The 22,956-nt window shown below is 72.0% G+C and carries 23 protein-coding genes; 15 read left to right on the forward strand and 8 right to left on the reverse strand.

Translation table 11 applies throughout. The annotated features are described in order from the left end of the window. Positions 1 to 69 precede the first annotated feature (69 nt). Positions 70 to 192, forward strand: a complete 123-nt coding sequence (gene ykgO, locus RV983_RS04425; protein ID WP_319665974.1) for a type B 50S ribosomal protein L36 — start codon at positions 70 to 72, stop codon at positions 190 to 192. An 86-nt stretch (positions 193 to 278) separates the two neighbouring features. Here the strand turns inward: ykgO and RV983_RS04430 are convergent, their stop codons facing one another. Further along, positions 279 to 2,519 carry a PP2C family protein-serine/threonine phosphatase gene (locus tag RV983_RS04430; RefSeq protein ID WP_475984445.1) on the reverse strand — a complete coding sequence of 747 codons (2,241 nt, stop codon included), beginning with the start codon at positions 2,517 to 2,519 and terminating at the stop codon, positions 279 to 281. Positions 2,520 to 2,749: 230 nt separating this feature from the next. On the opposite strand from RV983_RS04430, the gene RV983_RS04435 reads away from it, so the two are divergent. After that, entirely contained in the window at positions 2,750 to 3,643 is an 894-nt protein-coding gene (locus RV983_RS04435; protein ID WP_475984446.1) for a chitosanase, read from the forward strand. 85 nt (positions 3,644 to 3,728) lie between these two features. Here RV983_RS04435 and RV983_RS04440 read toward each other — a convergent pair whose 3' ends face one another. Together RV983_RS04440 and RV983_RS04445 are read right to left on the reverse strand one after the other, a co-directional pair. Further along, positions 3,729 to 4,097: an antibiotic biosynthesis monooxygenase family protein gene (locus RV983_RS04440; RefSeq protein WP_475984447.1), complete on the reverse strand. Its 369-nt coding sequence runs from the start codon at positions 4,095 to 4,097 to the stop codon at positions 3,729 to 3,731. Next, a complete protein-coding gene (locus RV983_RS04445) occupies positions 4,090 to 5,361 on the reverse strand; it encodes a cytochrome P450 family protein (protein WP_475984448.1) in 1,272 nt (423 codons plus the stop codon). Before RV983_RS04445 ends, RV983_RS04440 begins: the two co-directional genes overlap by 8 nt. Positions 5,362 to 5,903: 542 nt before the next feature. On the opposite strand from RV983_RS04445, the gene RV983_RS04450 reads away from it, so the two are divergent. The 5 genes from RV983_RS04450 to RV983_RS04470 all read left to right on the forward strand — a co-directional run bounded on the left by RV983_RS04450 (position 5,904) and on the right by RV983_RS04470 (position 9,429). Continuing rightward, positions 5,904 to 7,307 carry an L-lactate MFS transporter gene (locus tag RV983_RS04450; protein WP_475984449.1) on the forward strand — a complete coding sequence of 468 codons (1,404 nt, stop codon included), beginning with the start codon at positions 5,904 to 5,906 and terminating at the stop codon, positions 7,305 to 7,307. Then, entirely contained in the window at positions 7,304 to 7,489 is a 186-nt protein-coding gene (locus tag RV983_RS04455; protein ID WP_475984450.1) for an MFS transporter small subunit, read from the forward strand. The genes RV983_RS04450 and RV983_RS04455 overlap by 4 nt, the downstream gene beginning before the upstream one ends. An 82-nt stretch (positions 7,490 to 7,571) precedes the next feature. Further along, positions 7,572 to 8,219 (forward strand): hypothetical protein, encoded by a 648-nt coding sequence (locus RV983_RS04460; RefSeq protein WP_475984451.1) that lies wholly within the window; start codon positions 7,572 to 7,574, stop codon positions 8,217 to 8,219. 80 nt (positions 8,220 to 8,299) lie between these two features. Then, entirely contained in the window at positions 8,300 to 8,569 is a 270-nt protein-coding gene (locus RV983_RS04465) for a hypothetical protein (protein ID WP_475984452.1), read from the forward strand. A 20-nt stretch (positions 8,570 to 8,589) separates the two neighbouring features. Next, on the forward strand, positions 8,590 to 9,429 hold the full coding sequence (locus tag RV983_RS04470; protein ID WP_475984453.1) for an endo alpha-1,4 polygalactosaminidase: 840 nt from the start codon (positions 8,590 to 8,592) through the stop codon (positions 9,427 to 9,429). A gap of 15 nt (positions 9,430 to 9,444) precedes the next feature. Here the strand turns inward: RV983_RS04470 and RV983_RS04475 are convergent, their stop codons facing one another. Then, complete coding sequence (locus RV983_RS04475) at positions 9,445 to 9,915, reverse strand: hypothetical protein (RefSeq protein WP_475984454.1); 471 nt, start codon at positions 9,913 to 9,915, stop codon at positions 9,445 to 9,447. Between the two features lie 152 nt (positions 9,916 to 10,067). Here RV983_RS04475 and RV983_RS04480 point away from each other — a divergent pair, with 152 nt between their 5' ends. From RV983_RS04480 to RV983_RS04490, 3 genes are all read left to right on the forward strand, one after another. Beyond that, positions 10,068 to 10,427, forward strand: coding sequence for a DUF427 domain-containing protein (locus RV983_RS04480; protein WP_475984455.1), 360 nt, complete (start codon positions 10,068 to 10,070; stop codon positions 10,425 to 10,427). Positions 10,428 to 10,603: 176 nt separating this feature from the next. Next, the gene (locus RV983_RS04485; RefSeq protein ID WP_475984456.1) at positions 10,604 to 12,262 is read left to right on the forward strand and encodes an NAD(P)/FAD-dependent oxidoreductase; all 1,659 of its coding nucleotides are present in this window, start codon (positions 10,604 to 10,606) and stop codon (positions 12,260 to 12,262) included. Positions 12,263 to 12,264: 2 nt separating this feature from the next. After that, positions 12,265 to 13,710, forward strand: coding sequence for an ATP-binding protein (locus RV983_RS04490; RefSeq protein WP_475990217.1), 1,446 nt, complete (start codon positions 12,265 to 12,267; stop codon positions 13,708 to 13,710). Between the two features lie 15 nt (positions 13,711 to 13,725). Here RV983_RS04490 and RV983_RS04495 read toward each other — a convergent pair whose 3' ends face one another. Further along, positions 13,726 to 13,986, reverse strand: a complete 261-nt coding sequence (locus RV983_RS04495) for a YkvA family protein (RefSeq protein WP_475984457.1) — start codon at positions 13,984 to 13,986, stop codon at positions 13,726 to 13,728. Positions 13,987 to 14,124: 138 nt separating this feature from the next. On the opposite strand from RV983_RS04495, the gene RV983_RS04500 reads away from it, so the two are divergent. Further along, complete coding sequence (locus tag RV983_RS04500) at positions 14,125 to 15,687, forward strand: hypothetical protein (RefSeq protein ID WP_475984458.1); 1,563 nt, start codon at positions 14,125 to 14,127, stop codon at positions 15,685 to 15,687. Here the strand turns inward: RV983_RS04500 and RV983_RS04505 are convergent. Then, positions 15,653 to 16,087 carry a hypothetical protein gene (locus RV983_RS04505; protein WP_475984459.1) on the reverse strand — a complete coding sequence of 145 codons (435 nt, stop codon included), beginning with the start codon at positions 16,085 to 16,087 and terminating at the stop codon, positions 15,653 to 15,655. The genes RV983_RS04500 and RV983_RS04505 overlap by 35 nt on opposite strands. A 336-nt stretch (positions 16,088 to 16,423) precedes the next feature. Between RV983_RS04505 and RV983_RS04510 the strand changes: the two genes are divergently transcribed. Next, entirely contained in the window at positions 16,424 to 18,601 is a 2,178-nt protein-coding gene (locus tag RV983_RS04510) for a galactose-binding domain-containing protein (RefSeq protein ID WP_475984460.1), read from the forward strand. Between the two features lie 76 nt (positions 18,602 to 18,677). On the opposite strand, the gene RV983_RS04515 is transcribed toward RV983_RS04510, so the two are convergent. After that, positions 18,678 to 19,871, reverse strand: a complete 1,194-nt coding sequence (locus tag RV983_RS04515) for a low temperature requirement protein A (RefSeq protein ID WP_475984461.1) — start codon at positions 19,869 to 19,871, stop codon at positions 18,678 to 18,680. A gap of 85 nt (positions 19,872 to 19,956) precedes the next feature. Then, positions 19,957 to 20,808, reverse strand: coding sequence for a SigB/SigF/SigG family RNA polymerase sigma factor (locus RV983_RS04520; RefSeq protein WP_475990218.1), 852 nt, complete (start codon positions 20,806 to 20,808; stop codon positions 19,957 to 19,959). Between the two features lie 234 nt (positions 20,809 to 21,042). On the opposite strand from RV983_RS04520, the gene RV983_RS04525 reads away from it, so the two are divergent. The 3 genes from RV983_RS04525 (at position 21,043) to RV983_RS04535 (ending at position 22,889) form a co-directional block, all read left to right on the forward strand. Then, entirely contained in the window at positions 21,043 to 21,414 is a 372-nt protein-coding gene (locus RV983_RS04525) for an ATP-binding protein (protein WP_475984462.1), read from the forward strand. A 162-nt stretch (positions 21,415 to 21,576) separates the two neighbouring features. After that, positions 21,577 to 22,299: a hypothetical protein gene (locus RV983_RS04530; RefSeq protein WP_475984463.1), complete on the forward strand. Its 723-nt coding sequence runs from the start codon at positions 21,577 to 21,579 to the stop codon at positions 22,297 to 22,299. After that, positions 22,296 to 22,889, forward strand: a complete 594-nt coding sequence (locus RV983_RS04535) for a hypothetical protein (protein ID WP_475984464.1) — start codon at positions 22,296 to 22,298, stop codon at positions 22,887 to 22,889. The genes RV983_RS04530 and RV983_RS04535 overlap by 4 nt, the downstream gene beginning before the upstream one ends. Positions 22,890 to 22,956 lie beyond the last annotated feature (67 nt).

Raw genomic sequence — 22,956 nt, forward strand, 5'->3', positions numbered from 1 at the left:
GCGTTGTCATGAGCGGATCGGGTGGATCCGGTGGATCCGCCGCCATCGCGACAAACGGAAGGAGTCATCGTGAAGGTACGTGCTTCACTGCGCTCCCTGAAGAAGGCGCCCGGCTCGCAGATCGTCCGCCGACGCGGGCGGGTGTTCGTGATCAACAAGAGGGACCCGCGGTTCAAGGCCCGCCAGGGCTGAGCCGCCGCTCCGGGAACGGGCGCCGAGCCGTCACATGACGGTGCGGCGCCCGTCCGCGCGTCCGGGCGGGTCCGCGTCCCGGCGGGTCACGACACGGGGGCTCGCGCGCGCAGCAGGAGCAGGACGACGTCGTCCGTGCGGCCGCGCCGCCCGGCGGTGTGCGCGAGCAGGCCGTCGGCGACCTCTTCCAGGGACAGGTGCCCGGTGAGCGCGAGGTGCTCGGCGAAGTCGGCGAGCGCGTCGTCCATGTCCGTACCCGGGGCCTCGACCAGGCCGTCGGTGTAGAGGGCGAGCACCGAGCCCGGCGGGAAGCGGACCTCGGTGGTGGGGTAGCACGCGTCCCCCTCCACGCCCAGCAGCGGGCCGCCGGCGAGCTCGAGCACCCTGACCCGCCCGTCCGGTTCGCGCAGCAGCGGGTGCGGGTGACCGGCGCGGGCGACGAGGGCGCGCCGCCGCGGCAGATCCAGGTGGAGGTGCACACAGCTGGCGAACAGCCCGGCGTCCAGGTCGACCAGCAGCCGGTTGGTGGACTCCATGACCTGACCGGGCGACTGCCCGGCCGCGCTGTAGGCCCGCACCGCCGTGCGGACCTGGCCCATCAGCCCGGCGGCCTTGACGTTGTGGCCCTCGACGTCGCCCACGACCGCGGTCACCCGGTCACCGACGCGGGTCATGTCGTAGAAGTCGCCCCCGATGTCCATGCCCTCGGTGCCCGGCAGGTAGCGGGCCGCGACCTCCAGGCCGCGCGGCGACGGGAGGGTGTGCGGCAGCAGGGCCGCCTGCAGCCCGTGGGCCAGCCGGTGCTTGATGTCGTACAGCCGCGCGCGCTCCGCCGCCTGCGCGATCAGGCCCCCGAGGGCGGTCAGCACGGCGCGCTCGTCGGCGGAGAAGGTGTGCGGCTCGGGGTAGCCGAGCACGCAGCTGCCCACCGCCCGCCCCGAGGCGATCAGCGGCAGGAACGCCCAGGAGGCCATGCCGTCGCTGACGGCCGGCCGGTCCGGGTAGAGCTGCGCCAGGCGCTCCGGGGACTCCACGAAGGACGGCGCCCCGCGCACCAGCACCTGCACACTCGCGGTGGGCGCGGTCACCGGCAGCCCCTCGAAGTGGTCCAGCATCCGCGGGTCCGGGTAGCCGCGGTGCCCCAGCACCCGCATCCGTCCGCCCTCCGAGGCGAGCAGGGCCACCGTGCGGCCGCCGATGGCGGGCACGATCTCGCCGGCCAGCAGGTCCACGACGTCCTGCACCCCGGCCGCCTCGGTCAGCGCGACCGCCAGGTTCAGCACATGGGAGATGGTCACCAGCCGCCCCGGGCCGCGCTGCCCGGGGCCGCCGGACTCCGCGTCGTCCCTTCCGTCCCTTCCGTCCCTGCCGTCACCGTGATCACTGTGCTCCTCGTGCTCCCCGGGGATGCCGGACGAGCTGGTCGGGGCCGGCGTGATCCGCAGGGTCACACCGTCGGTGCCGGGGTGGAGGCAGAAGCCCAGCCAGTCGTTCGGCGGGCGGAGCGCGACGAACGACATGGACCGCTGGCTGATCAGCGCCCCGCGGAAGCGGTCCTCGTACGCCGGGTCGTTGAGCCAGGGCATCGCGGTCCACAGCTGGGCACCGGTCAGTGCCTTGACGGGGACGCCGAGGAGGGCCGCCGCGGCGGCGTTGGCGAAGGTGACACGGCCGTGCAGGTCGAGGGCGCAGAGCCCCTCCGGCAGCCGGGCGACCATGTGCTCGGCCTGGACGGGGAGCGTCGCGGCGGTCCGCGGTGAGGCCTCGCCGGCGTCCGGGGTGCCGGGCTCGCGGCGCACCGGCCGGCCGGCCACGGCCTCGCGTTCCAGGCGCAGGGCCAGCCGCCGGCAGGCGGAGGACAGCAGGTCGCGTTCCAGGTCGCCGAGTTCCGGCGGGTGCGCGGCGGCCAGGACGACGAAGACCGCGCCATAGGCGGTCTCGTCGGTGACGACCGGCAGCGCCGCCATGGTGTACGGGTACGGCAGCACCAGCGCGATCCGCGGATAGAGGCGCGCCATGTCGTTCTCGCTGCCGACCCAGACCAGGCGGCGCTCGCGCAGGGCGTCGGCCACGGGGAGCCGCGTGGCGAGCCCGATACGTTCCCACGGAGCGGCGAAGGCACGCGGCAGCCCCGCGGTGACGGCCATCTCCAGGACCGGTTCGTCGGGCGCGAGCAGGTAGACCGCGCCGGCGTGGGCGTGGACGTCGTCCATCATCGAGGCCAGGGCGAGGGAGAGCAGCGCGCCGCCGGCCGTCCCCCCGTCGTCCGGGTACGGCAGGCCGGGAGGCATCCCGTCGGGCACGGGGACCACCTCCTCCGGCTCCATCGGTCCAGCCTGCATCCGGGCGACGCTCCGCGCATGCGGGGGGCGGTCCGACCGGCGCGGACCCCGGCGGCCCGCGTACCGCGGTCACGCGGTCGGGGGCTCAACTGCCTTGTGGCGTCGCACAGATGGAGTACCGCGTTTTTGTTCCATCCCTTGGCGTTCGAACGAAGCGATGCTTCAATGTGGCGCTGTTAGGAAGGTTTCCTAACTTCTGACCACCGGAGACTCCCGTGCTGATCCCCCCACCCCGCCATGCACGTACCGTCAACGGCAAGCGCGTGGCGCTCTGCGCGACCGCCGTCCTCTCGGCCGGCGTGCTCGTCGTGGGCGTCGGCTCGCTCGCGTCCGCCGCTCCCGCCCCCGCGGTCGCTCCAGCGACCGCACACGCCGCCGTGGCGGCCAAGGCCGCCGCGACCGGCCTGGACGACGCGCACAAGAAGGACATCGCGATGCAGCTGGTGTCCAGCGCCGAGAACTCCTCGCTGGACTGGAAGGCCCAGTACAAGTACATCGAGGACATCGGCGACGGCCGCGGCTACACGGCCGGCATCATCGGCTTCTGCTCCGGCACCGGTGACATGCTCGACCTCGTCCAGCTCTACACCGACCGCAAGCCGGGCAATGTGCTCGCCCGCTACCTCCCGGCGCTCCGCAACGTCAACGGCACCGACTCGCACAGCGGCCTCGGCTCCGGCTTCGTGAGCGCCTGGCGGACCGCCGCCGCCGACACGGCCTTCCAGCAGGCCCAGAACGACGAGCGCGACCGGGTGTACTTCAACCCCTCGGTCCAGCAGGCCAAGGCCGACGGGCTGCGCGCGCTCGGCCAGTTCGCGTACTACGACGCGATAGTGATGCACGGCCCCGGCGACGACAAGGTCAGCTTCGGCGGCATCCGCAAGACCGCCCTGTCCAAGGCCAAGAGCCCGGCGCAGGGCGGCGACGAGAAGGCGTACATCAACGCCTTCCTCGACGCCCGCAAGGCGGCCATGAAGACCGAGGAGGCGCACAGCGACACCTCCCGCGTCGACACCGAGCAGCGGGTCTTCCTCAACAACGGCAACTTCGACCTCACCCCTCCGCTGAAGTGGAAGGTCTACGGGGACAGCTACACCATCAGCCAGTGATCCCCCCGCACCACAGGACCGGGCCGGCCCCCCGTGCGAGGGAGCCGGCCCGGTCCGCGCGGGAGCCCGCGGCGGGCCCGCGGCGTCAGGCGACGCAGACGCCCTGGACCGCGAGCCGCTCGTACAGGTGCGGGTGGGCCACCGTTCCGTCGGGGTAGCGCTCGGCGGCGCCGCTGAACTCGGGGCTGGTGAGCGCCGCGTGCAGATGCCCGGCGGACTCCCAGACCGCGATGTTCATCAGCGCGCGGCTGCTCCCGACGCCCTTGTGCATCTGGGCGGAGATGAAGCCGGGCTGGCGCTTGAAGTAGGCGGAGTCCTCCGTCCAGGCGGCCAGCACCTCCGCCACCTTGCCGTCCGGCGCCACGATGGTGTTGACCAGGACCACCGGCCCGGTCTCCTCCAGCAGCTGCTTGGGGTAAGGGGACGTCTCGTCGACGTCGGCGAGCTCAATCACAGCTGTTCCTGTCGTTGGGGAGCGGTGAGGGGTCGAGCGTCACGGGGAGTTCCGCCAGTCCGCGGAACGCGGGGAAGGGGACGGCGAGCCAGCGCGCCCGCTCGGGCGGCGTACCGAGGGCGACGTGCGGGAAGCGGCCGAACAGCGTGGCCAGGGCGATCCGCGTCTCCAGCCGGGCCAGCGGCGCCCCGACGCAGTAGTGCGGCCCGTGCCCGAACGCCACGTGGGAGCCGGCGTCCCCGCGGGTGACGGCGAAGCGGTCGGGGTCCTGGAAGGCCGCGGGGTCGCGGTTCGCGGAGGCGATGGCGATCTGCACCAGCGCCCCCTTGGGGATGAGGGTGTCGCGGATCTTCACGTCCTCGGCGGCGTAGCGGAACGTGGCGTTCTCCACCGAGCCCTCGAAGCGCAGCACTTCCTCGACGGCCCGTGGCAGGAGCTCCGGGTCGCCCATGACCGCGGCCAGCTGGTCCGGGTGGGCGAGCAGATGGTGGACGGCGTTCCCGATCAGATAGGCCGTCGTCTTGTGGCCGGCGAAGAGCAGCACCCAGGCCGTCGAGATCAGCTCGTGGTCGGTCATGGCCCCGCCCTCGTCCTGGGCCCTGACCAGCGCGCTCATCATGTCGTCGCCCGGGTGCGCGCGCTTGCGCGCGACAAGCTCCACCAGATAGTCGCGCAGCGCCCCCTCGGCCTCCTCCAGCGCCTTCCTGGCCTCGGGGCCGAAGCCGGTCTGCGCGACGGTGGCGGACCAGTGCCGGGCCTGCTCGCGCTCGGACTCCGGGACGCCGAGGAGTTCGCAGATCACGTTGAGCGGGAGCGGGAAGGCGAACCGGGGCAGCAGGTCGACGGGCTCACGCGTCGGGCACCGGTCCAGCAGCTCGTCGGCCACGCGCTGGATGCGCGGGCGCAGCGCCTCCACGCGGCGCGGGGTGAAGGCACTGTTGACGATCCGGCGCAGCCGGGTGTGCTTGGGCGGGTCGGAGAAGAGCATGTTGTCGTCGAGCGCGACGGAGGAGTCCCCGAAGATCCGCTGGTAGGCGTCCATCGCGCCGTACATGTCCTTGCTCAGCCGCGGGTCCGCCAGCGCGGCGCGGGCGTCGTCGTAGCGCGTGATCAGGTATGTCTCCACACCGTGCGGGGGCCGCATCGGGCACACCGGCGCCGCTTGCCGCAGCGCCGCGTAGACCGGGTGCGGGTCCGTGCGGAACTCCGGTCTCCCCTCGGCGACGGCGGCCGCCGCCTCGCCGGGGGTGGATGCGTGTGTCATGGCTCGTCCTGACATTCGGGCTGCCGTCGGTCACTGCAGCGGGCGGCTCGCGGCGCGGTCACATCCGCACATCCTGTGGGGCATACCGGAACCGGAAGGACGATTCACCGGAAACCCCACCTGCGGACATCGTAGGAAGACTCCTCGCGGTCCAAATCCGGAAGGGGGCAAATGGATGAAACGCGCGAGCGAGTGAACACCGGTCGCGTGGCGGTGCCCGGTGAGCGTCCTGTCCGGTGGCGTACGTCCTGGTAGCGGCAGGGCCAGGTCGCGGGACGGGTGGCCGCCTCCGGTGGAACGCGTGAGCGGTTCGAACGAGCTCGGCGTCTGGGCGCGGCGGGGCCTGGTGCGCCCACAGGACGCGGGCCTGCCGCCGACCGGGTTGCGGCGCGTGCCAGGGCCTCCGGCTGCCGGGTCATCCCGTCCCGGCCTCATCACCCGCCAACTCCGCACCGGAGCACGGCACTTCGGAAAAGTCCCTACCCATGGATGGGTGAAAGTTGTACGGTCCACGGGGCCACGTATCGCCAGGGAGGTATGTCATGGCCCCGCCAACAATACCCGCCGTACCCGCTGTGCTCAGCCGAGCCCGCACCGTAGCCCCACCCGGCTGGAGCCGGTGGCTCGTACCGCCCGCGGCGCTCTCCATCCACCTCGCGATCGGACAGGCCTACGCCTGGAGCGTGTTCAAGCCGCCGCTGGAGGGCTCCCTCCACCTCAGCGGCACCCAGTCGGCGCTCCCCTTCCAACTCGCGATCGTCATGCTGGGATTGTCCGCGGCCTTCGGCGGCACCCTCGTCGAGCGCAACGGTCCGCGCTGGGCGATGTGCGTGTCCGCGCTCTGCTTCTCCGCCGGCTTCCTCATCTCCGCGCTCGGCGCCGCGACCAGCCAGTACTGGCTGATCGTGCTCGGGTACGGCTTCGTGGGCGGGATCGGCCTCGGCATCGGCTACATCTCCCCGGTCTCGACCCTCATCAAGTGGTTCCCCGACCGCCCCGGGCTGGCCACCGGCATCGCCATCATGGGCTTCGGCGGCGGCGCCCTCATCGCCTCGCCCTGGTCGACCCAGATGCTGTCGTCCTTCGGCACCGACAGCTCGGGCATCTCCCAGACCTTCCTGGTGATGGGCCTGGTCTACGCGGTCTTCATGACGTTCGGCGTGCTGCTGGTACGCGTACCGGCCGACGACTGGAAGCCCGCGGGGTGGACGCCCGCCGAGGACGCGGTGCGTCCCCTGGTCACGACCGCCCAGGTGTCGGCCCGCACGGCACTGCGCACACCGCAGTTCTGGTGCCTGTGGGTGGTGCTCTGCATGAACGTGACGGCGGGCATCGGCATCCTGGAGAAGGCCGCGCCGATGATCACCGACTTCTTCGCGGACACCTCCACTCCGGTCGCGGCCACGGCCGCCGCGGGCTTCGTCGGCGTCCTGTCGCTCGGCAACATGCTGGGGCGGATCACCTGGTCGGCCACCTCCGACCTGGTCGGGCGCAAGAACATCTACCGCGTGTACCTCGGCGTGGGTGCCCTGCTCTACCTGCTGATCGCGCTCGTGGGCGACTCCTCCAAGCCGCTGTTCATCCTGGCGGCCGCCGTCATCCTGTCCTTCTACGGCGGCGGATTCGCCACGGTTCCGGCGTACTTGAAGGACCTGTTCGGCACCTACGAGGTCGGCGCCATCCACGGGCGGCTGCTGACCGCGTGGTCCACCGCCGGCGTGCTGGGGCCGCTGATCGTGAACGCGATCGCCGACCACGAGAAGGCGGCCGGGCGCACCGGCCCGGACCTCTACACCACGTCCTTCGTCATCATGATGGTCCTGCTGGTCATCGGCTTCGTCGCCAACGAACTCGTACGCCCCGTCAACGCCCGCCACCACGACGGCCCGTCGGCCGCACCCGCCGTCGAGGCGGCCGGCCCCGAGTCGGAAGGAGCCGTCCGATGACCGACCCCTCCACACCGCCCGCACCCACCCGGGGACCGGCGGCGACCGCGACCGCGCCGGCCCCTACGGGAGCGCGGGACCGGCGTCCCCTGACGGCGCTCGCATGGCTGTGGGTGGGGGCCCCCCTCGCCTACGGCGTCTACGAACTGGCCCTCAAGCTCAAGCAGTTGTTCGGCGGCTGAACCGCGGCGGGTTGTTGCGGAATTCTTACCCCCGTCCGGTGGGGCTGGGCGGGCCCGCGGGCGCACTCGTACGCTCGCGGGCATGCCCGCCTCCCTGCCGGCCAGGCTCGCCCTGGTCACCGCCGCTCCCCTGGCCCTCGCGGCCGCCGGTCTCCTGGTGCACCCCCACACGCTGACCGCCGGGACGGCACACCACTGGGCCGTACTGCATGTGTGGCTGCTGCCGTTGTTCCCCCTCCTGCCGCTGGGCCTGGCCGTCCCCCTGCGGGGTCGCCACCGGCGCGACGCCGCGGGCCTGGCCGCGACGCTGGCCTGGGCGGGCGCGTACGGCTACGCGGTCCTCTACACCGGACTGGACGCGGTCGCCGGCATCGCGGGGGGAACGGTGCGCGCGTACGGCGCGCCCGGCCAGGAGGCCCTGCTGAACCGCCTGTTCGCCACCGGGGACGCTCTCGGCCGGGCCGGCGTCTGGGCCCTCGCCGGAGCCGTGCTCGCGACGGGAGCGACGCTGCTGCTGCGCGGCGGCAGCCGGGACGGACTGCGGGCCGTGCCCGGGACGGCCGTCCTGCTCGCCGCGTGCTGGTCCTTCCGGGACAGTCACATCTTCTGGCCCCGGGGGGTGTTCACCATGCTGGCCTTCGCCCTCGGCTTCGCCCTGCTGCTGTGGCCCGGTAGCCCCTCCCCCACCGGCCCCGCCCCCGCGCACAGCCGATGGCCTGACAAGCACTGAGCGGCCGCCAAGCGGGGTAACCGGCTTCCGTACGACCGCGCGCTCATCGCGTCGAGCGCCGACCACGGAGGAAGCGAACCATGCCCCACAGCCCCCGGACGAACACCGGCACCGACCGCGGCACGCTCGGCGTCATCGGTCTGATATGCGCCGGCGCCGGCTTCTTCGTCCTCGGCATCCTGCTCGGCCCGGCCGCCGTGATCTGCGGCTGGCTCGCCATGGGCCGTACGTGGCGGGGCGCCAAGCCGCTGCTTCCGCTCATCGCCGTGGTCCTGGGCGCGATCGACACCCTGGTCGCCCTGCTCTGGATGACCGGCCCGCACTGGAGCGGCGGCGGCGGCATCCTCTGACCGGTCCCCCTGGAGCCCGTGTGCCCACCCCCGCCGTCCCGTCGTCGCACAGCGCGGCTGCCCTCCTGACCGCGGTGCTGCTGGCCGCGCTGCTGCCGACTGTGGGGTGCGGCACCGGCCAACGCCCCTCCCGAGACGTCCCGGTGACCCCGCCGGCGGCCGGCGCGCGCTTCGACTACCAGATCGGCGGCGGCTACCCGCCCGCGAAGGGCGTCAGCGTGGTCTCCCGCGACCGCTCCGACCGGCCCGCCCCGGGTGTCTACTCCGTCTGCTACGTCAATGCCTTCCAGGCCCAGCCCGGCGCGTCGCCGTGGTGGCGACGGCACCACCCGGAGCTGCTCCTGCGCGACCGGCGGGGTGCCCCCGTCGTCGACGAGGAGTGGGACGAGGTGCTGTTCGACGTCTCGACGGCCGCCCGGCGCTCCGCGCTGGCCGCGGTCGTCGGCCGCTGGATCGGCGACTGCGCCGCGCGGGGGTTCCAGGCCGTCGAGCCGGACAACCTCGACTCCTTCGACCGCTCCCAGGGTCTGCTGACGCCTGATCAGAACGCCGCGTACGCCCGGCTCCTGGTGACACGGGCGCACGCGGCGGGACTGGCCGTCGCGCAGAAGAACACCGCCGAGCTCCTCCCCCGGCACGCGGACGTCGGCTTCGACTTCGCCGTGGCCGAGGAGTGCGGGGAGTTCGCAGAGTGCGGCGACTACGCCGTCGCGTACGCCGACCGCGTCCTGGTCGTCGCCTACACCGCGGCCGACTTCGGCCGGACCTGCCGCCGCTGGCGCGACCGCCTCTCGGTGGTGCTGCGGGACCGGGACGTCGTGCCCGCCGGGGAACGCGGGCACGTCTTCCGCACCTGCTGAGCGACGGCGGCCGCCTCAGCCCACGGACACCGCGTACCAGCGGCCGTCGCGCTGGTGGACGAGTTCGGCGGCGACCAGGGTGTCGATGTGGCGCACGATGGTGGCCGGCTGGTAGCCCACGACGGCGCTCAGGTCGTCGACGGTCGTGCCGTCACCGCCCGCGGCACGCAACTGCTCCAGGGTCTTGAGCGCCGTGCGGGGCAGGGCGGGTTCCGGCCGGCGTTCCGCCGCTGGCTCCGGCCGCGCCCCGGGCCCCCGTTCCGGGCTCTGCTCCGAGCGCGGTGCGGGGGCCACGGGCGCGGGAGCCGCGGGCGCGGGGGCCACCACCGGCGCCGGGACGCCCGCGGGAGCCGCCGCGAGGGCGGTGGCGGGCGAGGCCGGGCGGGAGGCGGGCCGTCCGTCGACCGGGGCGGTGGCCGCGACAGGGCGGGGGGTGCGGTTGACCGTGCGGTGCTTGCGGCCCTTTTGGTGACGTCGGGTGCTCATCTCACGCTCCTCCTTGGCTGCGATCTTGCAGGGCCAACGGGCGAACGCGGTTTCGGTCACGCGGATACGTGCATGCGGGGGACACCGCCCCGGGGAATGCGCTCCCGTTCCGTGAGGTTGCACGACCAGAGCCGAGTGAAAAGGGGAGCCTCATGGCATCCACCCACAGCACGCGGGGCCACACCGTCACGGCGGTGCCCGGTACGCAGCACGTGAGGGTCGAGATCGACGGACAGATGGTGGCCGACACCCGGCGCCCGCTCCTGGTCCACGAGACCGGTCTGCCCGTGCGCTACTACATACCGCCGCAGGACGTCGACCTGGCGCGGTTCCAGCCGACCGAGACCCACACCACCTGCCCGTTCAAGGGCCTGGCCTCCTACTGGTCGTACGGCGACCACACCGACGTGGCCTGGGCGTACCCGGAGCCGATCGCCACCGTGCCGGAGATCAAGGACCACCTGTCGTTCTACGACACGATCGCCGAGATCACGGTCACGGACGGCGCCTGACCTGCCGGCCCGTCGCGGCCGGCGCCCTCGCCCGGGCGGCGCCGGCCACCGCTTTCAGCACCCGCACGGCCGTCACGATGCGCCATACAGTGTGACGTTTCGTAATGCCTCGCCCCACCAGGCACGAGTGTTCGTTTTGAGGCGCGCCGCGGGCTTTCGGGAGCAATGATGGTCACATGGCGAATCCGACCATCCTCACCGTCGACGACGATCCGGCAGTCTCCCGGGCGGTGGCCCGCGACATTCGCCGCCGGTACGGGGACCGGTACCGGGTGGTGCGCGCGACCTCCGGCGACGAGGCCCTGAGCGCGCTGCGCGAGATCAAGCTGCGCGGCGAGCAGCTGGCGGTGATGCTGGCGGACTACCGCATGCCGCAGATGAACGGCGTCGAGTTCCTCGAAGCCGCGATGGACCTGTTCCCGCTGGCCCGGCGCGTACTGCTGACCGCCTACGCGGACACCGCGGCCGCCATCGACGCGATCAACATCATCGATCTGGACCACTACTTGCTCAAGCCGTGGAGCCCGCCGGAGGAGAACCTCTACCCGGTGATCGACACGCTGCTCGAATCGTGGCTGTCCACGCCCGACCCGACCGCCAGTGAGACCCGGGTCGTCGGGCACCGCTGGTCGGCGCCCTCGTTCAAGGTGCGCGACTTCCTCACCCGCAACCTGGTGCCCTACCGCTGGCTGCCCTCGGAGGACCCGGAGGCCGTCCAGCTGCTCACCGCTGCCGGTCTCACCCCGGACGACGTGCCGCTGGTGGTCACCGACGACGGCTCGACGCTGGTGCGGCCGAGCGAGGCCGAGCTCGCCGCGCACGTCGGTCTCAGCACCATGCCGTCCGCCGACTTCTACGACCTGGTGGTGGTCGGCGGCGGCCCCGCCGGCCTCGGCGCGGCCGTGTACGGCGCCTCCGAGGGCCTGCGCACGGTGCTGGTCGAACGCAGGGCGACGGGCGGCCAGGCCGGCCAGAGCAGCCGGATCGAGAACTACCTGGGCTTCCCGGACGGTGTCTCCGGCGCCCAGCTCACCGACCGGGCGCGCCGGCAGGCGCTGAAGTTCGGCGCGGAGATCCTGAGCACCCGCGAGGTCATGGGCCTGGAGGCGGCGGGCGCCGGAAGGGTGCTGTCCTTCGGCGACGGCTCGGCGATCACGGCGCACACCGTGGTGCTCGCCACCGGCGTGTCGTACCGCAGGCTGGAGGCGCCGGGACTCGCCGAGTTCACCGGGGCAGGGGTGTTCTACGGCTCCGCCATGACCGAGGCCATGAACTGCGCAGGCCAGGACGTCTACATCGTGGGCGGCGCCAACTCGGCGGGGCAGGCCGCCGTGTACTTCTCGCGCAACGCCCACCGCGTGCATCTGCTGATCCGCGGCGCCGACCTGGGCCGTTCCATGTCGCGCTATCTGATCGACCAGATCTCCGCGATCGACACCATCGAGCTGCACCCGTGCACCGAGGTCGTCGGCGGCAAGGGCGGCGACCACCTGGAGCAGCTCATGCTGCGTGACGCGAAGACGGGCGCCGTGACGACCGTGGACGCGGAGTGGCTGTTCATCTTCATCGGCGCGGAGCCGCGGACGGACTGGCTGGAAGGCGTCGTGGAGCGCGACGCGCGGGGCTTCGTCCTGACCGGCCCCGATCTGCTGACCGGCGGGCGGCGGCCGGGGCGCTGGCCGCTCCCCCGCGACCCGTACCACCTGGAGGCCAGCGTGCCCGGGGTCTTCGCGGCGGGCGACGTCCGCGCGGAGTCGGTCAAGCGGGTGGCGTCGGCCGTCGGCGAGGGCGCGATGGCCGTATCGCTCGTGCACCGTTATCTGGAGGCGCAGTGACCATGTCGGACCGGCTCGTGCCGGAGCAGCTGAAGACCCTGTTCCTGTTCGAGTCGCTCGGGGACGGGCAACTGGACTGGCTCGCCGAGCAGGGCGTTGTGGAGCGGACGGCGGGCGGCGACGACGTCTACTGCGAGGGCGAGCCCGCGACCTGCTTCTACATCCTGCTGAGCGGCACCGTGGCGATGACCAGGCTGCTCCACGGCGACCAAGTGGAAGTCAACCGCACGGACCAGCGCGGGGTGTACGCGGGCGCGACGCAGGCGTACCTCGGGGACCGGGTGGAGCAGACGTACCCCAACTCGCTGCGGGCGATCACCGACTGCGAGTTCTTCGTGGTCCCGGCCGACGAGTTCGCTGGGGCGATGCACCGGTGGTTCCCGATGGCGGTGCACCTGCTGGAGGGGCTGTTCTTCGGGGTACGGCAGCAGAACACGATCATGGGTGAGCGCGAACGCCTACTGGCTCTGGGCTCGCTGTCCGCGGGGCTGACGCATGAACTCAACAACCCCGCCGCGGCGGCGGTGCGGGCGACCTCCGCGCTGCGCGACCGGGTCGCCGGCATGCGGCACAAGCTCGCCCTCATCGCGGACGGCCGGCTCGACACCCGGCAGCTGCACGAGCTGGTCGAGCTCCAGGACGCCGCGATCAAGCGCCTCGCCTCGGCACCGGAGCTGTCGGCGCTGCAGGCGTCGGACGCGGAGGACGAGCTGACGGACTGGCTCGAGGACCACGGCGTCAACGGCTCCTGGGAACTGGCCCCGACACTGATCGCGGGCGGGGTGGACATCGAGTGGCTCGGCACCGTGGTGGAGACGGTCGGCGAGGACCGCCTCGAGGCGTCCGTGCGCTGGCTGTCGTACACCCTCGACACCGAACTGCTCATGGGCGAGATCGACGACGCCGTCACCCGGATCTCCGGTCTGGTCGGCGCGGCGAAGCAGTACTCGCAGCTGGACCGCGCGCCGCAGCAGACCGTGGACGTGCACGCGCTGCTGGACGCCACGCTGACGATGCTTCACGCGAAGATCCCCGGCGGGGTGCAGGTGGTCAAGGAGTACGACCGCACCCTGCCGCAGATCCAGGCCTACGGCGCGGAGCTCAACCAGGTGTGGACGAATCTCATCGTCAACTCGCTGGACGCGATGGGTGGTTCCGGCACCCTCAGCATCCGCACCGAGTGGGACGGCACGGAACGGCTGCTGGTCCAGATCGGCGACACGGGGACTGGTGTCCCCGACGAGATCCGGCCGCGGATCTTCGAGCCGTTCTTCACCACGAAACCGGTCGGCGAGGGCACCGGGCTCGGCCTCGACATCTCCTACCGCATCGTGGTCAACAAGCACCACGGCGACATCCGCGTCGAGTCCACCCCGGGCGACACGCGCTTCACCGTGTGCCTGCCGGTCGCCCTGAGCCACCCGGGCGACGCCTCGATCCCGGGCTGAACCGGCGGCCGGCGGTCAGCCGAGCGTCTTCCGCGACTTCCCGAAGCCGGTGGTGGGCAGTTGCTGGTCCGCGGCGCTCTTGAGCGACCGCAGGGCCAGCAGCAGCACCCCGATGTCGTCGATCAGGATCGGGTCGGGCAGCAGGTCCACCGGGCACACCAGATAGATCACCGCGGCCCAGAAGGCCAGCTTGCCCGAGCGCGGGACGTCGGCGCTGCGCAGCAGGGTCCGGACCCGTGCCATCTTTACCACCAGCACCACAGCGACCACGAGCATGGCCGCGACCGCAACCCCCGCGACAACCAACACTGTCGTGGACCAACCACCCATGACTGCCTCCCTCCCTCGTTCGCGTCTACCCCTGAGGGGTGCGCAGAAACGGTACCCGACCCGGCACGAAAGGCCGTCCACCGCATGATCGCGTCACACCGGATCGCCGCCACCACCGACCTCGGCGAACGCAGGCTCGCCGGACTCGCACTCAATCCCGCCGCCCCCGAGGACGTGTTGCTGCGCCTGCTGGCCGAAGGGCCGAAGGTGGCCCAAATGACACTGTGCGAGGACCGGCCGCTGCCGGACACCGTCGCCGAGGCCGTGATCGCCCACCCGGACCGGTCCGTACGCGGCCGCTTCGCGCGCAATCCGCACGTCGACCCGGTCCGGCGGATACGGCTGATCGATGACCCGGAGTGGTCCGTGCGGGCCCTGCTGGCCGACGGTCCCGCGCTGCCGCGGTACGCGACCGCCGCACCGCTGCCGGACTGGGCCGTCCTCCACATGATCCGTACCTACGAGGACGACATCCTGGGCGGCATGCCATCCCGCCAGGTCTCCTCCGGCCTCATGCGGTCGGCGCACTCCCATCCGGACCCCAAGGTGCGGCTCATGGGCATCAAGTGGCGCGGCGTGCCGGACGACGTCAGGGAGGCGCTGCTCGCGGATCCCGACGAAGGGGTCCGGGAGGCGGTGCGCGACCGTCTGCGGCACGAGGACCCGGAGTGCGTGGAGCGGGAGCTGCCGGCACGGAGCTGCCACGCCCGCACCGGCATGCTCATCTACGGAGCCCTCAGCCGGAATGTCGTCGAGAGCGTGCTCACCGCGCCGGCCGCCGAGGACGAACGCGCCACGATCGCGAGCAACCCCACCCTTCCCGCGGACGTGGTGGCGCTGCTCTCCGCCGATGCGGACGCCGAGGTCCGCCGGGGGATCGCCCGCCATCCCCGGCTCTCGCAGGAGCGGCGCCGGGCCCTCGGAGCGGATCCCGACCCGCTGGTGCGGCGGAGCGCCGCCCACCGCCGCGACCTGGAACGTGACGAACTGCGGGCGTTCGCCACCGACACCGATCCCCGCGTGCGGCTCGCCGCGTCCATGCACCCCGCGCTGACCGACGCCGAACGTGCCGCCATCGACTTCGAGGTCCCGATGGACGAGCCGTTCGTCCCGTGGCCGCAGCCACGGGTGCCCGGTGACCCGGCCGAGTTGCGCCGCAATGCCCTGTCCGGCCATCCGATGCTGCGCCGCCGGGCCGCCCGGAACCGCTTCCTGCCGCCCGACCTGGTGGAGCGCCTGGCCGCCGACGAGGACCTCGGCGTCCGTGTCCTGCTCGCGCAGAACCACCCGGGGGCGCCGGCGGCCCTGCTGCTGCGCAGCTTCCTGGAGTACACCGGTCCCGAGCGCGAACACCTCACCAGCCGAGCGGACTTCCCCACCGCCGGGCTGGCCCGGTACGCCGGCCACGAGGACCCGGCGGTGCGGGTGCTGGCCTGCCGGGACCCGCAGACCGCCGCGGAGACCGTGGAGGGGCTCGCCCGCGACCCCGATCCGCGGGTGCGGGCCGCCGCGGCACGCCACCCGAACCTGCCTCCCGCCCGGCTGGCGGAGCTCCTCGACGACGAGGAGTTGGCCCATCACGCGGCGGCGAACCCGGCGCTGGACCCCGTCGTCATGCGTCGACTCGCGGCGTCCGCTGCCGGATGAAGGAGGTCAGCCGGTCGTAGGCGGCACGCAGTTCGGCGCGGGTGTACGCGTCCCGGACGGCGATGAGGGCGCCGTGGGAGGCGGCGTGGTCGACGGTGAAGCGGTCGTGCCAGCCGCCCCCCGAGGCGATGATCACGGGGGTGTCGACACCGTCGAACTGGTCGGCGGTGATGTCGACGCGCAGGCCGTTCTTCTCGATCCACGCGTGGGAGGCGCCGTTCTCCCAGGCGCTGACGTACCTCCACACGCCCATCCCGTTCTCGTGGAGGTACTCGCCGAGCAGGACCGACGCGTCACCGCAGGAGCCGTAGGGGAAGCGCTCCAGGGAGACCAGGCCGGCGTCGGGGCAGTCCAGGATCGCCTGCCGGAGTTCCAGGGCGAGTGTGCGGAGTTCGGACACCCGCGGAGTGTAACGTGTGAAGATCATTAGTTCGAGGGCGCCGGTTCCGGCAGCGGTTCCCTTCGCCGGGGCGGCAGCCGAGCCGGCACCGCGTTCGCCGTCAAGACTTCACGCCAGGGCCGAGACGGGGACGTCCCCGCGGCTCGCGGAACCCGCTTCGCGTTCAACAAGCGAAGGAAACGGACTCCCCGCAGGTCACCGACCGTTCGAGGTTCTCACGCGCCGACGGCCCGCGACTCCGTCCGAAACAGTTCCTGCCGGACCACTTGACCGCCACTTCTCTCACGTCTTAACTCACGCCCTGAATTAAGTCGCGCGGCCGAGACAGGAGTTCCGATGAGACCCCACGTCAACGACGCCCACCGCAGACACTTAGGGCTGATAGCCCTGCTGTCCGTCCTGCTCGCCCTGATCGCCGTCCCCGCCGGCCCTCTGACCAGGGCCCACGCCGCGGCCTGCGGCACCACCAACGCGGCCCAGGGCAAGACCGCCACCGCCTCCTCCACCGAGAACGCCGGCACCGCCGCTGCCAACGCGGTCGACGGCAACGCGGGCACCCGCTGGTCCAGCGCCTTCAGCGACCCGCAGTGGCTCCAGGTCGACCTCGGCAGTTCGCAGACCCTCTGCGAGGTCGTGCTCACCTGGGAAGCCGCCTACGCCAGTTCATACCAGATCCAGATCTCGTCCAACGGCACCGACTGGACCACCGCCGCCTCCACCACGACCGGCGCCGGCGGCACCGAGACCCGCGCCGTCAGCGGCACCGGCCGCTACGTACGCATGAACGGCACGGCCCGGCACACCCAGTACGGCTACTCGCTCTGGGAGTTCGCCGTGCACACCACCGACGGCGGCACCGGACCGGTGATCCCGGGCGGCGGCGACCTCGGCCCGAACGTCCTGGTCTTCGACCCCACGACCGCGGGCATCCAGGCCAAACTGGACCAGGTCTTCCAGCAGCAGGAGGCGGCGCAGTTCGGCACCGGCCGCTACGCGCTGCTCTTCAAGCCCGGCACGTACAACAACATCAACGCCAACATCGGCTTCTACACCTCGATCGCCGGGCTCGGCCTCTCCCCCGACGACACGACCTTCAACGGCGACGTCACCGTGGACGCAGGCTGGTTCAACGGCAACGCCACCCAGAACTTCTGGCGCTCGGCGGAGAACCTCGCTCTCAACCCGGTGAGCGGCACCGATCGCTGGGCCGTCGCCCAGGCCGCGCCCTTCCGCCGCATGCACGTCAAGGGCGGCCTCAACCTCGCGCCCAACGGGTACGGCTGGGCCAGCGGCGGCTACATCGCCGACAGCAAGATCGACGGCACCGTGGGCCCGTACTCGCAGCAGCAGTGGTACACCCGTGACAGCTCGGTCGGCGGCTGGACCAACGGCGTGTGGAACATGGTCTTCTCCGGCGTCCAGGGCGCTCCCGCGCAGAGCTTCCCCAACCCGCCGTACACCACACTCGACACCACCCCCGTCTCCCGCGAGAAGCCCTTCCTGTACCTCGACGGCAACGACTACAAGGTCTTTGTGCCCGCCAAGCGCACCAACGCGCGCGGCACGACCTGGGGCGCCGGCGCGCCGCAGGGCTCCTCGATCCCGCTGAGCCAGTTCTACGTGGTCAAGCCGGGCGCCACCGCCGCGACCATCAACGCCGCGCTCGCCCAGGGCCTCAACCTGCTGTTCACCCCGGGCATTTACCACGTCGACCAGACCATCAACGTCAACCGCGCCAACACGGTCGTGCTCGGCCTCGGCCTCGCGACGATCATCCCCGACAACGGCGTCACCGCCATGAAGGTCGCGGACGTCGACGGCGTGAAGCTGGCCGGCTTCCTGATCGACGCCGGTGCGGTCAACTCCCAGGTGCTGCTCCAGGTCGGCCCGCAGGGCGCGGCCGCCGACCACGCCGCCAACCCGACCACCGTGCAGGACGTCTTCATCCGGATCGGCGGCGCCGGCCCGGGCAAGGCGACCACCAGCGTGGAGGTCAACAGCGACGACACCATCATCGACCACACCTGGATCTGGCGCGCCGACCACGGGGCCGGGGTGGGCTGGGACACCAACGCGGCCGACTACGGCCTGCGCGTGAACGGCGACGACGTCCTGGCCACCGGCCTGTTCGTCGAGCACTTCAAGAAGTACGACGTCCAGTGGAGCGGCCAGGACGGCAGGACGATCTTCTACCAGAACGAGATCGCCTACGACGCCCCCAACCAGGCCGCCATCCAGAACGGCGCCACGAAGGGCTGGGCCGCCTACAAGGTGGACGACTCCGTCACCACCCATGAGGCCTGGGGCGTGGGCAGTTACTGCAACTTCACCACTGATCCGACCATCCGGATGGACCACGGCTTCGAGGTCCCGGTGAAGGCCGGGGTCAAGATGCACGACGTCCTGGTGGTGTCCCTCGGCGGCATGGGCCAGTACGACCACGTCATCAACAGCACCGGTGGCGCGACCTCGGGAACCTCGACGGTGCCGTCCAACGTCGTCTCGTTCCCCTGACCCTCGCATGACGCACGCCTGAGGCACATCCGGCACGCAGGGGTGTCCCGCCCGCCGGCGGGGCACCCCGTCCGTCTCAGGCGGCCCGCCGGCGACGGGAGTTCAGGGCCTCCCCCACGGCGGCCGCCGCCGCCATCGCCACCCCGGCCACCGGCACCGCCCAGTGCCCGCAGAACGTACTGGCCAGCACCAGCACGGCGCAGACCGGCAGAACCGCGTGCTCGGCCAGGCCGCGCTTGGCCCGCCGGGAGTGGATGAGCCAGACCGTCAGCAGGAACAGCGCGGCCGGCAGCGTCACCGCGAAGGCGGCGGCCGTCTGCGAGATGTGCGCCTTGTGCACGGCCTGCTCGACCACCACCTCGAGCCCCGCTCCGACGGCGGCGGCCGAGCCGAAGACGAAGTAGTGGCCGTAACCCCACACGAACGACCGGATGCCGCTGGCGAGGTGTTCGGTGACGGGGGTGGAGAAGTAGATCCAGTACGCCGCGAAGACGATGAGCAGTCCGCCGAAGGCGATGGGCAGCAGCTCGCCGAGCGCGGAGAACTCGTCCACCGCGGACTGCACGGCCACCGTCGCGGCGGCGACGGACTCGCCGAGCACGATGATGGTGAACAGCCCGTAGCGTTCGGCGATGTGGTGGGCGTGCCAGGTGGTCCGCTGCGCGTGTTCCGCGATGACCGGCACCGACAGGTCCGCGACGGCCATGGCCACGAATCCCCAGGTGAACACCCCACCGGGGACCAGCAGCAGCAGGATCCATCCCGTCTCGACGACCACCAGGCCCACGGCATAGCGCAGCGCCGTGGTCCGCGCCGCCGCCGTCGTGTTGCGCGCCGCGCGCAGCCACTGGCAGGTCAGGGCGATCCGCATGATGACGTAGCCGGCGACGGCGACGGTGAAGTCGTTCTGGTCGAAGGCGCGGGGCACACCGGCCGCCAGCACCAGGACGCCGACGATCTGCACGAACGTCGCGATTCGGTAGGGGACGTCGTCGGTGTCGTAGGCCGAGGCGAACCAGGTGAAGTTGACCCAGGCCAGCCAGATCGCGAAGAAGACGAAGCAGTACCCGGCGACCCCGTGCCCGAAGTGGCCCTCGGCGACGGCGTGCACGAGCCGGACGCCGGCCTGCGCCACGGCCACCACGAAGCACAGGTCGAACAGCAGTTCCAGCGGAGTGGAGACCCGGTGCACCTCCCGCGGGTCCCGTGGGGTCATCCGCACCAGGGGACGGTAGTGCCAGCCCGGCGGCGCGTGATCGTGATCGGTCATCCGCGCATCGTAGGACGCGCGTCGCGGGCCGCGCACAAGAGGGCCCGCGCCCCCCGGTGGGGGCGCGGGCACCGAGGGGGCGGCGTCAGCCGGCGCAACCGTCCTGGAGCATTCCGGCGCGCAGTCGCGCGATGGTCCGCGACAGCAGACGGGAGACATGCATCTGGGTGCAGCCCATGATCTCGCCGATCTGGGCCTGCGTCAGCTCCTCCACGTACCTCAGGTGGAGCAGTCGCCGGTCGCGCTCGCTCAGCTCGGTCATCAGCGGGGCCAGGGAGCGCAGGTCCTCTATGAGTTCCATGCCCGGATCGGGGGCGCCGATGAAGTCGGCGAGCACGGTCTCGTCGCCGTCGCCGTCGTCCGTGGTCAGCGCCGCGTCGAGGGAGGAGGCGGTGTAGCCGTTGGACGCGACCTGCGCCTCGACGACCTCGTGTTCGCCGATGTCCATCAGCGCGGCCAGTTCGGCGACCTTCGGGGCCCGGCCGAGCCGGGAGGACAGCTCGTCCCGGGCGCGCGCCAGTTCGACCCGGCGCTCCTGGAGCCGGCGCGGCACGTGCACGGCCCAGGTGGTGTCGCGGAAGAAGCGCTTGATCTCCCCGACGATGTACGGCACGGCGAAGGTGGTGAACTCGACCTCGCGCGAGATGTCGAAGCGGTCGATGGCCTTGATCAGACCGATCGTGCCGACCTGCACGATGTCGTCCATGTCGTCGCCGCGGTCACGGAAGCGCCGCGCCGCGAACCGGACCAGGGACATGTTCATCTCGATGAGGGTGTTCCGCGCGTACTGGTGGTCGGGCGTGCCCTCCTCGAGAACCGTCAGCCGCTCGAGGAAGAGCTTTGACAGGGCCCGCGCGTCCGAGGGTGCGACACTGCGCGGGTCGCTGATCTGCGGCAGTCCGTCCACGACGGCCTTCTCCACCCCGGACCCGACCATCGTCTTCCTGACGTCCGCGATCACAGTTCCTCCTCAACCCGTCCAGCGACGTGTACGCGTGTACTGCCGTTCGGGTACCCGGTCCCGCACCGGGCATGCCCCCCAATTCCGGGGTGACGTAAATCTGTCCACCGGGCCGCGTAGGACCGGCACGGCCGGGCAGACACACAGGGACCAGTGAGGCCTACGGGGTGATCGTACGTGTACAGCCTTCAAACGGATGACGAAGGACAGGTGCCCACCGCCGCACACAGTGGCGGGGGCCTCCCCGCGTCCATCGGCGAGGCGCGTGACATGGCCCGTGCCCGCCTGACCGGGATCGATCCGGAACGGGTCGAGGACTGCCTTCTGGTGGTCTCCGAACTCGTCACCAACGCGTTCCGCTACGGCGAGGGGATCGCCGGCTTCGAGGTCCTGCCCGGGCCGGACGGCATCCGCGTCTCGGTCGGCGACCACAGTTCCCGGCTGCCCGCCACGCCGCCGGCGGACGGCGGCTTCCTGCCCGGGGGCTACGGCTGGCGCCTGGTGCGCCGGCTGGCACGGGACATCAGGGTGACCCTGCTCGCCCGGGGCGGCAAGGTCATCCAGGTCGTACTGCCGCGCTGAGCGCGCGCTGCTCCGCGCCACCTCCCTTCCCGGGGCGCCTCGTCCGGGAGACATGTGCGTGGAGAGACGGATCGCGGATACACGCACCGTAGACACGACAAGGGACCCGAAACAAGGTCAGATCCCATTCCGGGACCCCCATGGGTCCCCAGGAGGCACACCATGACCACGGGCATCATCATCGGGGCGGTCGTCCTGGTAGTCCTGATCGCCGCCGCGGCGCTGTACCTGACGCGCCGCGGGCAGGGGCCGGGACATCTGAGGCGGCGTTTCGGCCCCGAATACGAACGTACGCTCGCCCGGCACGACGGCGACACAGCCGCCGCCCACAAGGAGTTGCAGGAACGCGTCGACCGCCACGGGCATCTGACGCAGCGCCCGCTGGAGGCCCGCAGGAGCGAGGAGTACCGGGCCGAATGGGCGGCCCTCCAGGAGCGGTTCGTGGACTCCCCCGCCCAGTCCGTCCGCGAGGCGGCCGGCCTGCTCGACCGGCTGGCCCGCGAGCGCGGCTTCCCGGCGGCCGACTCCGGCGAACAGATCGACGCGCTGTCGGTGCACCGCCCGCGCCACCTCCAGGCGTACCGCGATCTGCGCGGCGCCGCCGCCCGCCCCGGGGAGCACAACGGTGACCGCCCCACAACCGAGACCGAGGACCTGCGCGCCCGCCTGCTGAAGGCCCGCACGCTCTTCGACGACCTCGTCGCGGGGGGCAAGGAGCCGCGGCACGCCGCCCGAAACCGGCACGACACCGACGGGCGGGCCGACGCCCCCGCCGGTGACAGCGAGACCGAGACCGAGAGCGGGACCGGCACCGATGGCGACACCACCGCCACCGGACGCCGCGGCTCCCGCCGTTCGCATCTGCCCTCCGGGAGTAACCGATGAACCCCATGAACGAGTCCGGCCACGACGACAGGACGACCGAGCCCGGGACCGACGAGCGGATCGACGTCAAGAGCAATGACGTCACGCCCGGCACCGAGCGCGCCACCCAGCGGCCCGGGCAGCGCTCGCGGCCCTCACAGCCCTCTCCGTCCGGACGGGTGAGCGAATCCGAGGCCGCGCACGGTCCCGTGACACCTGATCGGACCGCCGACCCGCACGAGTCCAGCGACCCGCGGGAGCCCGCGGAGCAGGCGCGGCGCGTTCCCACCGCCGAGCCGGAGCACCCGGTGCGGGCCCCGCACACCCCGCGGGAGCCGGGTGCCCCCAAGGCGACGGCGGAGGACGCCGACAAGCTCCAGCGCCGGCTCCAGCAGGCTGTCGGCGGCTTCGTCGACGAGCCGCGGCACGCGGTGGAGGAGGCCGACCACGTCCTGGAGGAGGCCACCGAACGGCTCGTCCAGGAGCTGAAGGGCCGGCGCCACGCACTGCGCGCGGGCTGGGACGGCGGCCGGGACGAGACCGACACCGAGAAGCTGCGGGTGGCCCTTCAGGGATACCGCGAGCTGGTGGACCGGGTCCTGCACGTCTGACGCCGCACCACCCGTACGGAGGAAAGCCGCCGCGCATCGCGGCGGCTTTCCTCGTGCCCACTACCTC

Source organism: Streptomyces sp. RLA123 (assembly GCF_056270165.1).

Excerpts from the sequence above, each read along its gene's own strand:
- RV983_RS04445 (WP_475984448.1), bottom strand. The coding sequence starts at position 5,361 with ATGACACACGCATCCACCCCCGGCGAGGCGGCGGCCGCCGTCGCCGAG.
- RV983_RS04520 (WP_475990218.1), bottom strand. The coding sequence starts at position 20,808 with ATGGTCGGGTCCGGGGTGGAGAAGGCCGTCGTGGACGGACTGCCGCAG.
- RV983_RS04515 (WP_475984461.1), bottom strand. The coding sequence starts at position 19,871 with ATGACCGATCACGATCACGCGCCGCCGGGCTGGCACTACCGTCCCCTG.
- RV983_RS04535 (WP_475984464.1), top strand. The coding sequence starts at position 22,296 with ATGAACCCCATGAACGAGTCCGGCCACGACGACAGGACGACCGAGCCC.
- RV983_RS04485 (WP_475984456.1), top strand. The coding sequence starts at position 10,604 with ATGGCGAATCCGACCATCCTCACCGTCGACGACGATCCGGCAGTCTCC.
- RV983_RS04480 (WP_475984455.1), top strand. The coding sequence starts at position 10,068 with ATGGCATCCACCCACAGCACGCGGGGCCACACCGTCACGGCGGTGCCC.
- RV983_RS04495 (WP_475984457.1), bottom strand. The coding sequence starts at position 13,986 with ATGCTCGTGGTCGCTGTGGTGCTGGTGGTAAAGATGGCACGGGTCCGG.
- RV983_RS04455 (WP_475984450.1), top strand. The coding sequence starts at position 7,304 with ATGACCGACCCCTCCACACCGCCCGCACCCACCCGGGGACCGGCGGCG.
- RV983_RS04475 (WP_475984454.1), bottom strand. The coding sequence starts at position 9,915 with ATGAGCACCCGACGTCACCAAAAGGGCCGCAAGCACCGCACGGTCAAC.
- RV983_RS04510 (WP_475984460.1), top strand. The coding sequence starts at position 16,424 with ATGAGACCCCACGTCAACGACGCCCACCGCAGACACTTAGGGCTGATA.
- RV983_RS04450 (WP_475984449.1), top strand. The coding sequence starts at position 5,904 with ATGGCCCCGCCAACAATACCCGCCGTACCCGCTGTGCTCAGCCGAGCC.
- RV983_RS04430 (WP_475984445.1), bottom strand. The coding sequence starts at position 2,519 with ATGGAGCCGGAGGAGGTGGTCCCCGTGCCCGACGGGATGCCTCCCGGC.
- RV983_RS04500 (WP_475984458.1), top strand. The coding sequence starts at position 14,125 with ATGATCGCGTCACACCGGATCGCCGCCACCACCGACCTCGGCGAACGC.
- RV983_RS04460 (WP_475984451.1), top strand. The coding sequence starts at position 7,572 with ATGCCCGCCTCCCTGCCGGCCAGGCTCGCCCTGGTCACCGCCGCTCCC.
- RV983_RS04490 (WP_475990217.1), top strand. The coding sequence starts at position 12,265 with ATGTCGGACCGGCTCGTGCCGGAGCAGCTGAAGACCCTGTTCCTGTTC.
- RV983_RS04465 (WP_475984452.1), top strand. The coding sequence starts at position 8,300 with ATGCCCCACAGCCCCCGGACGAACACCGGCACCGACCGCGGCACGCTC.
- RV983_RS04530 (WP_475984463.1), top strand. The coding sequence starts at position 21,577 with ATGACCACGGGCATCATCATCGGGGCGGTCGTCCTGGTAGTCCTGATC.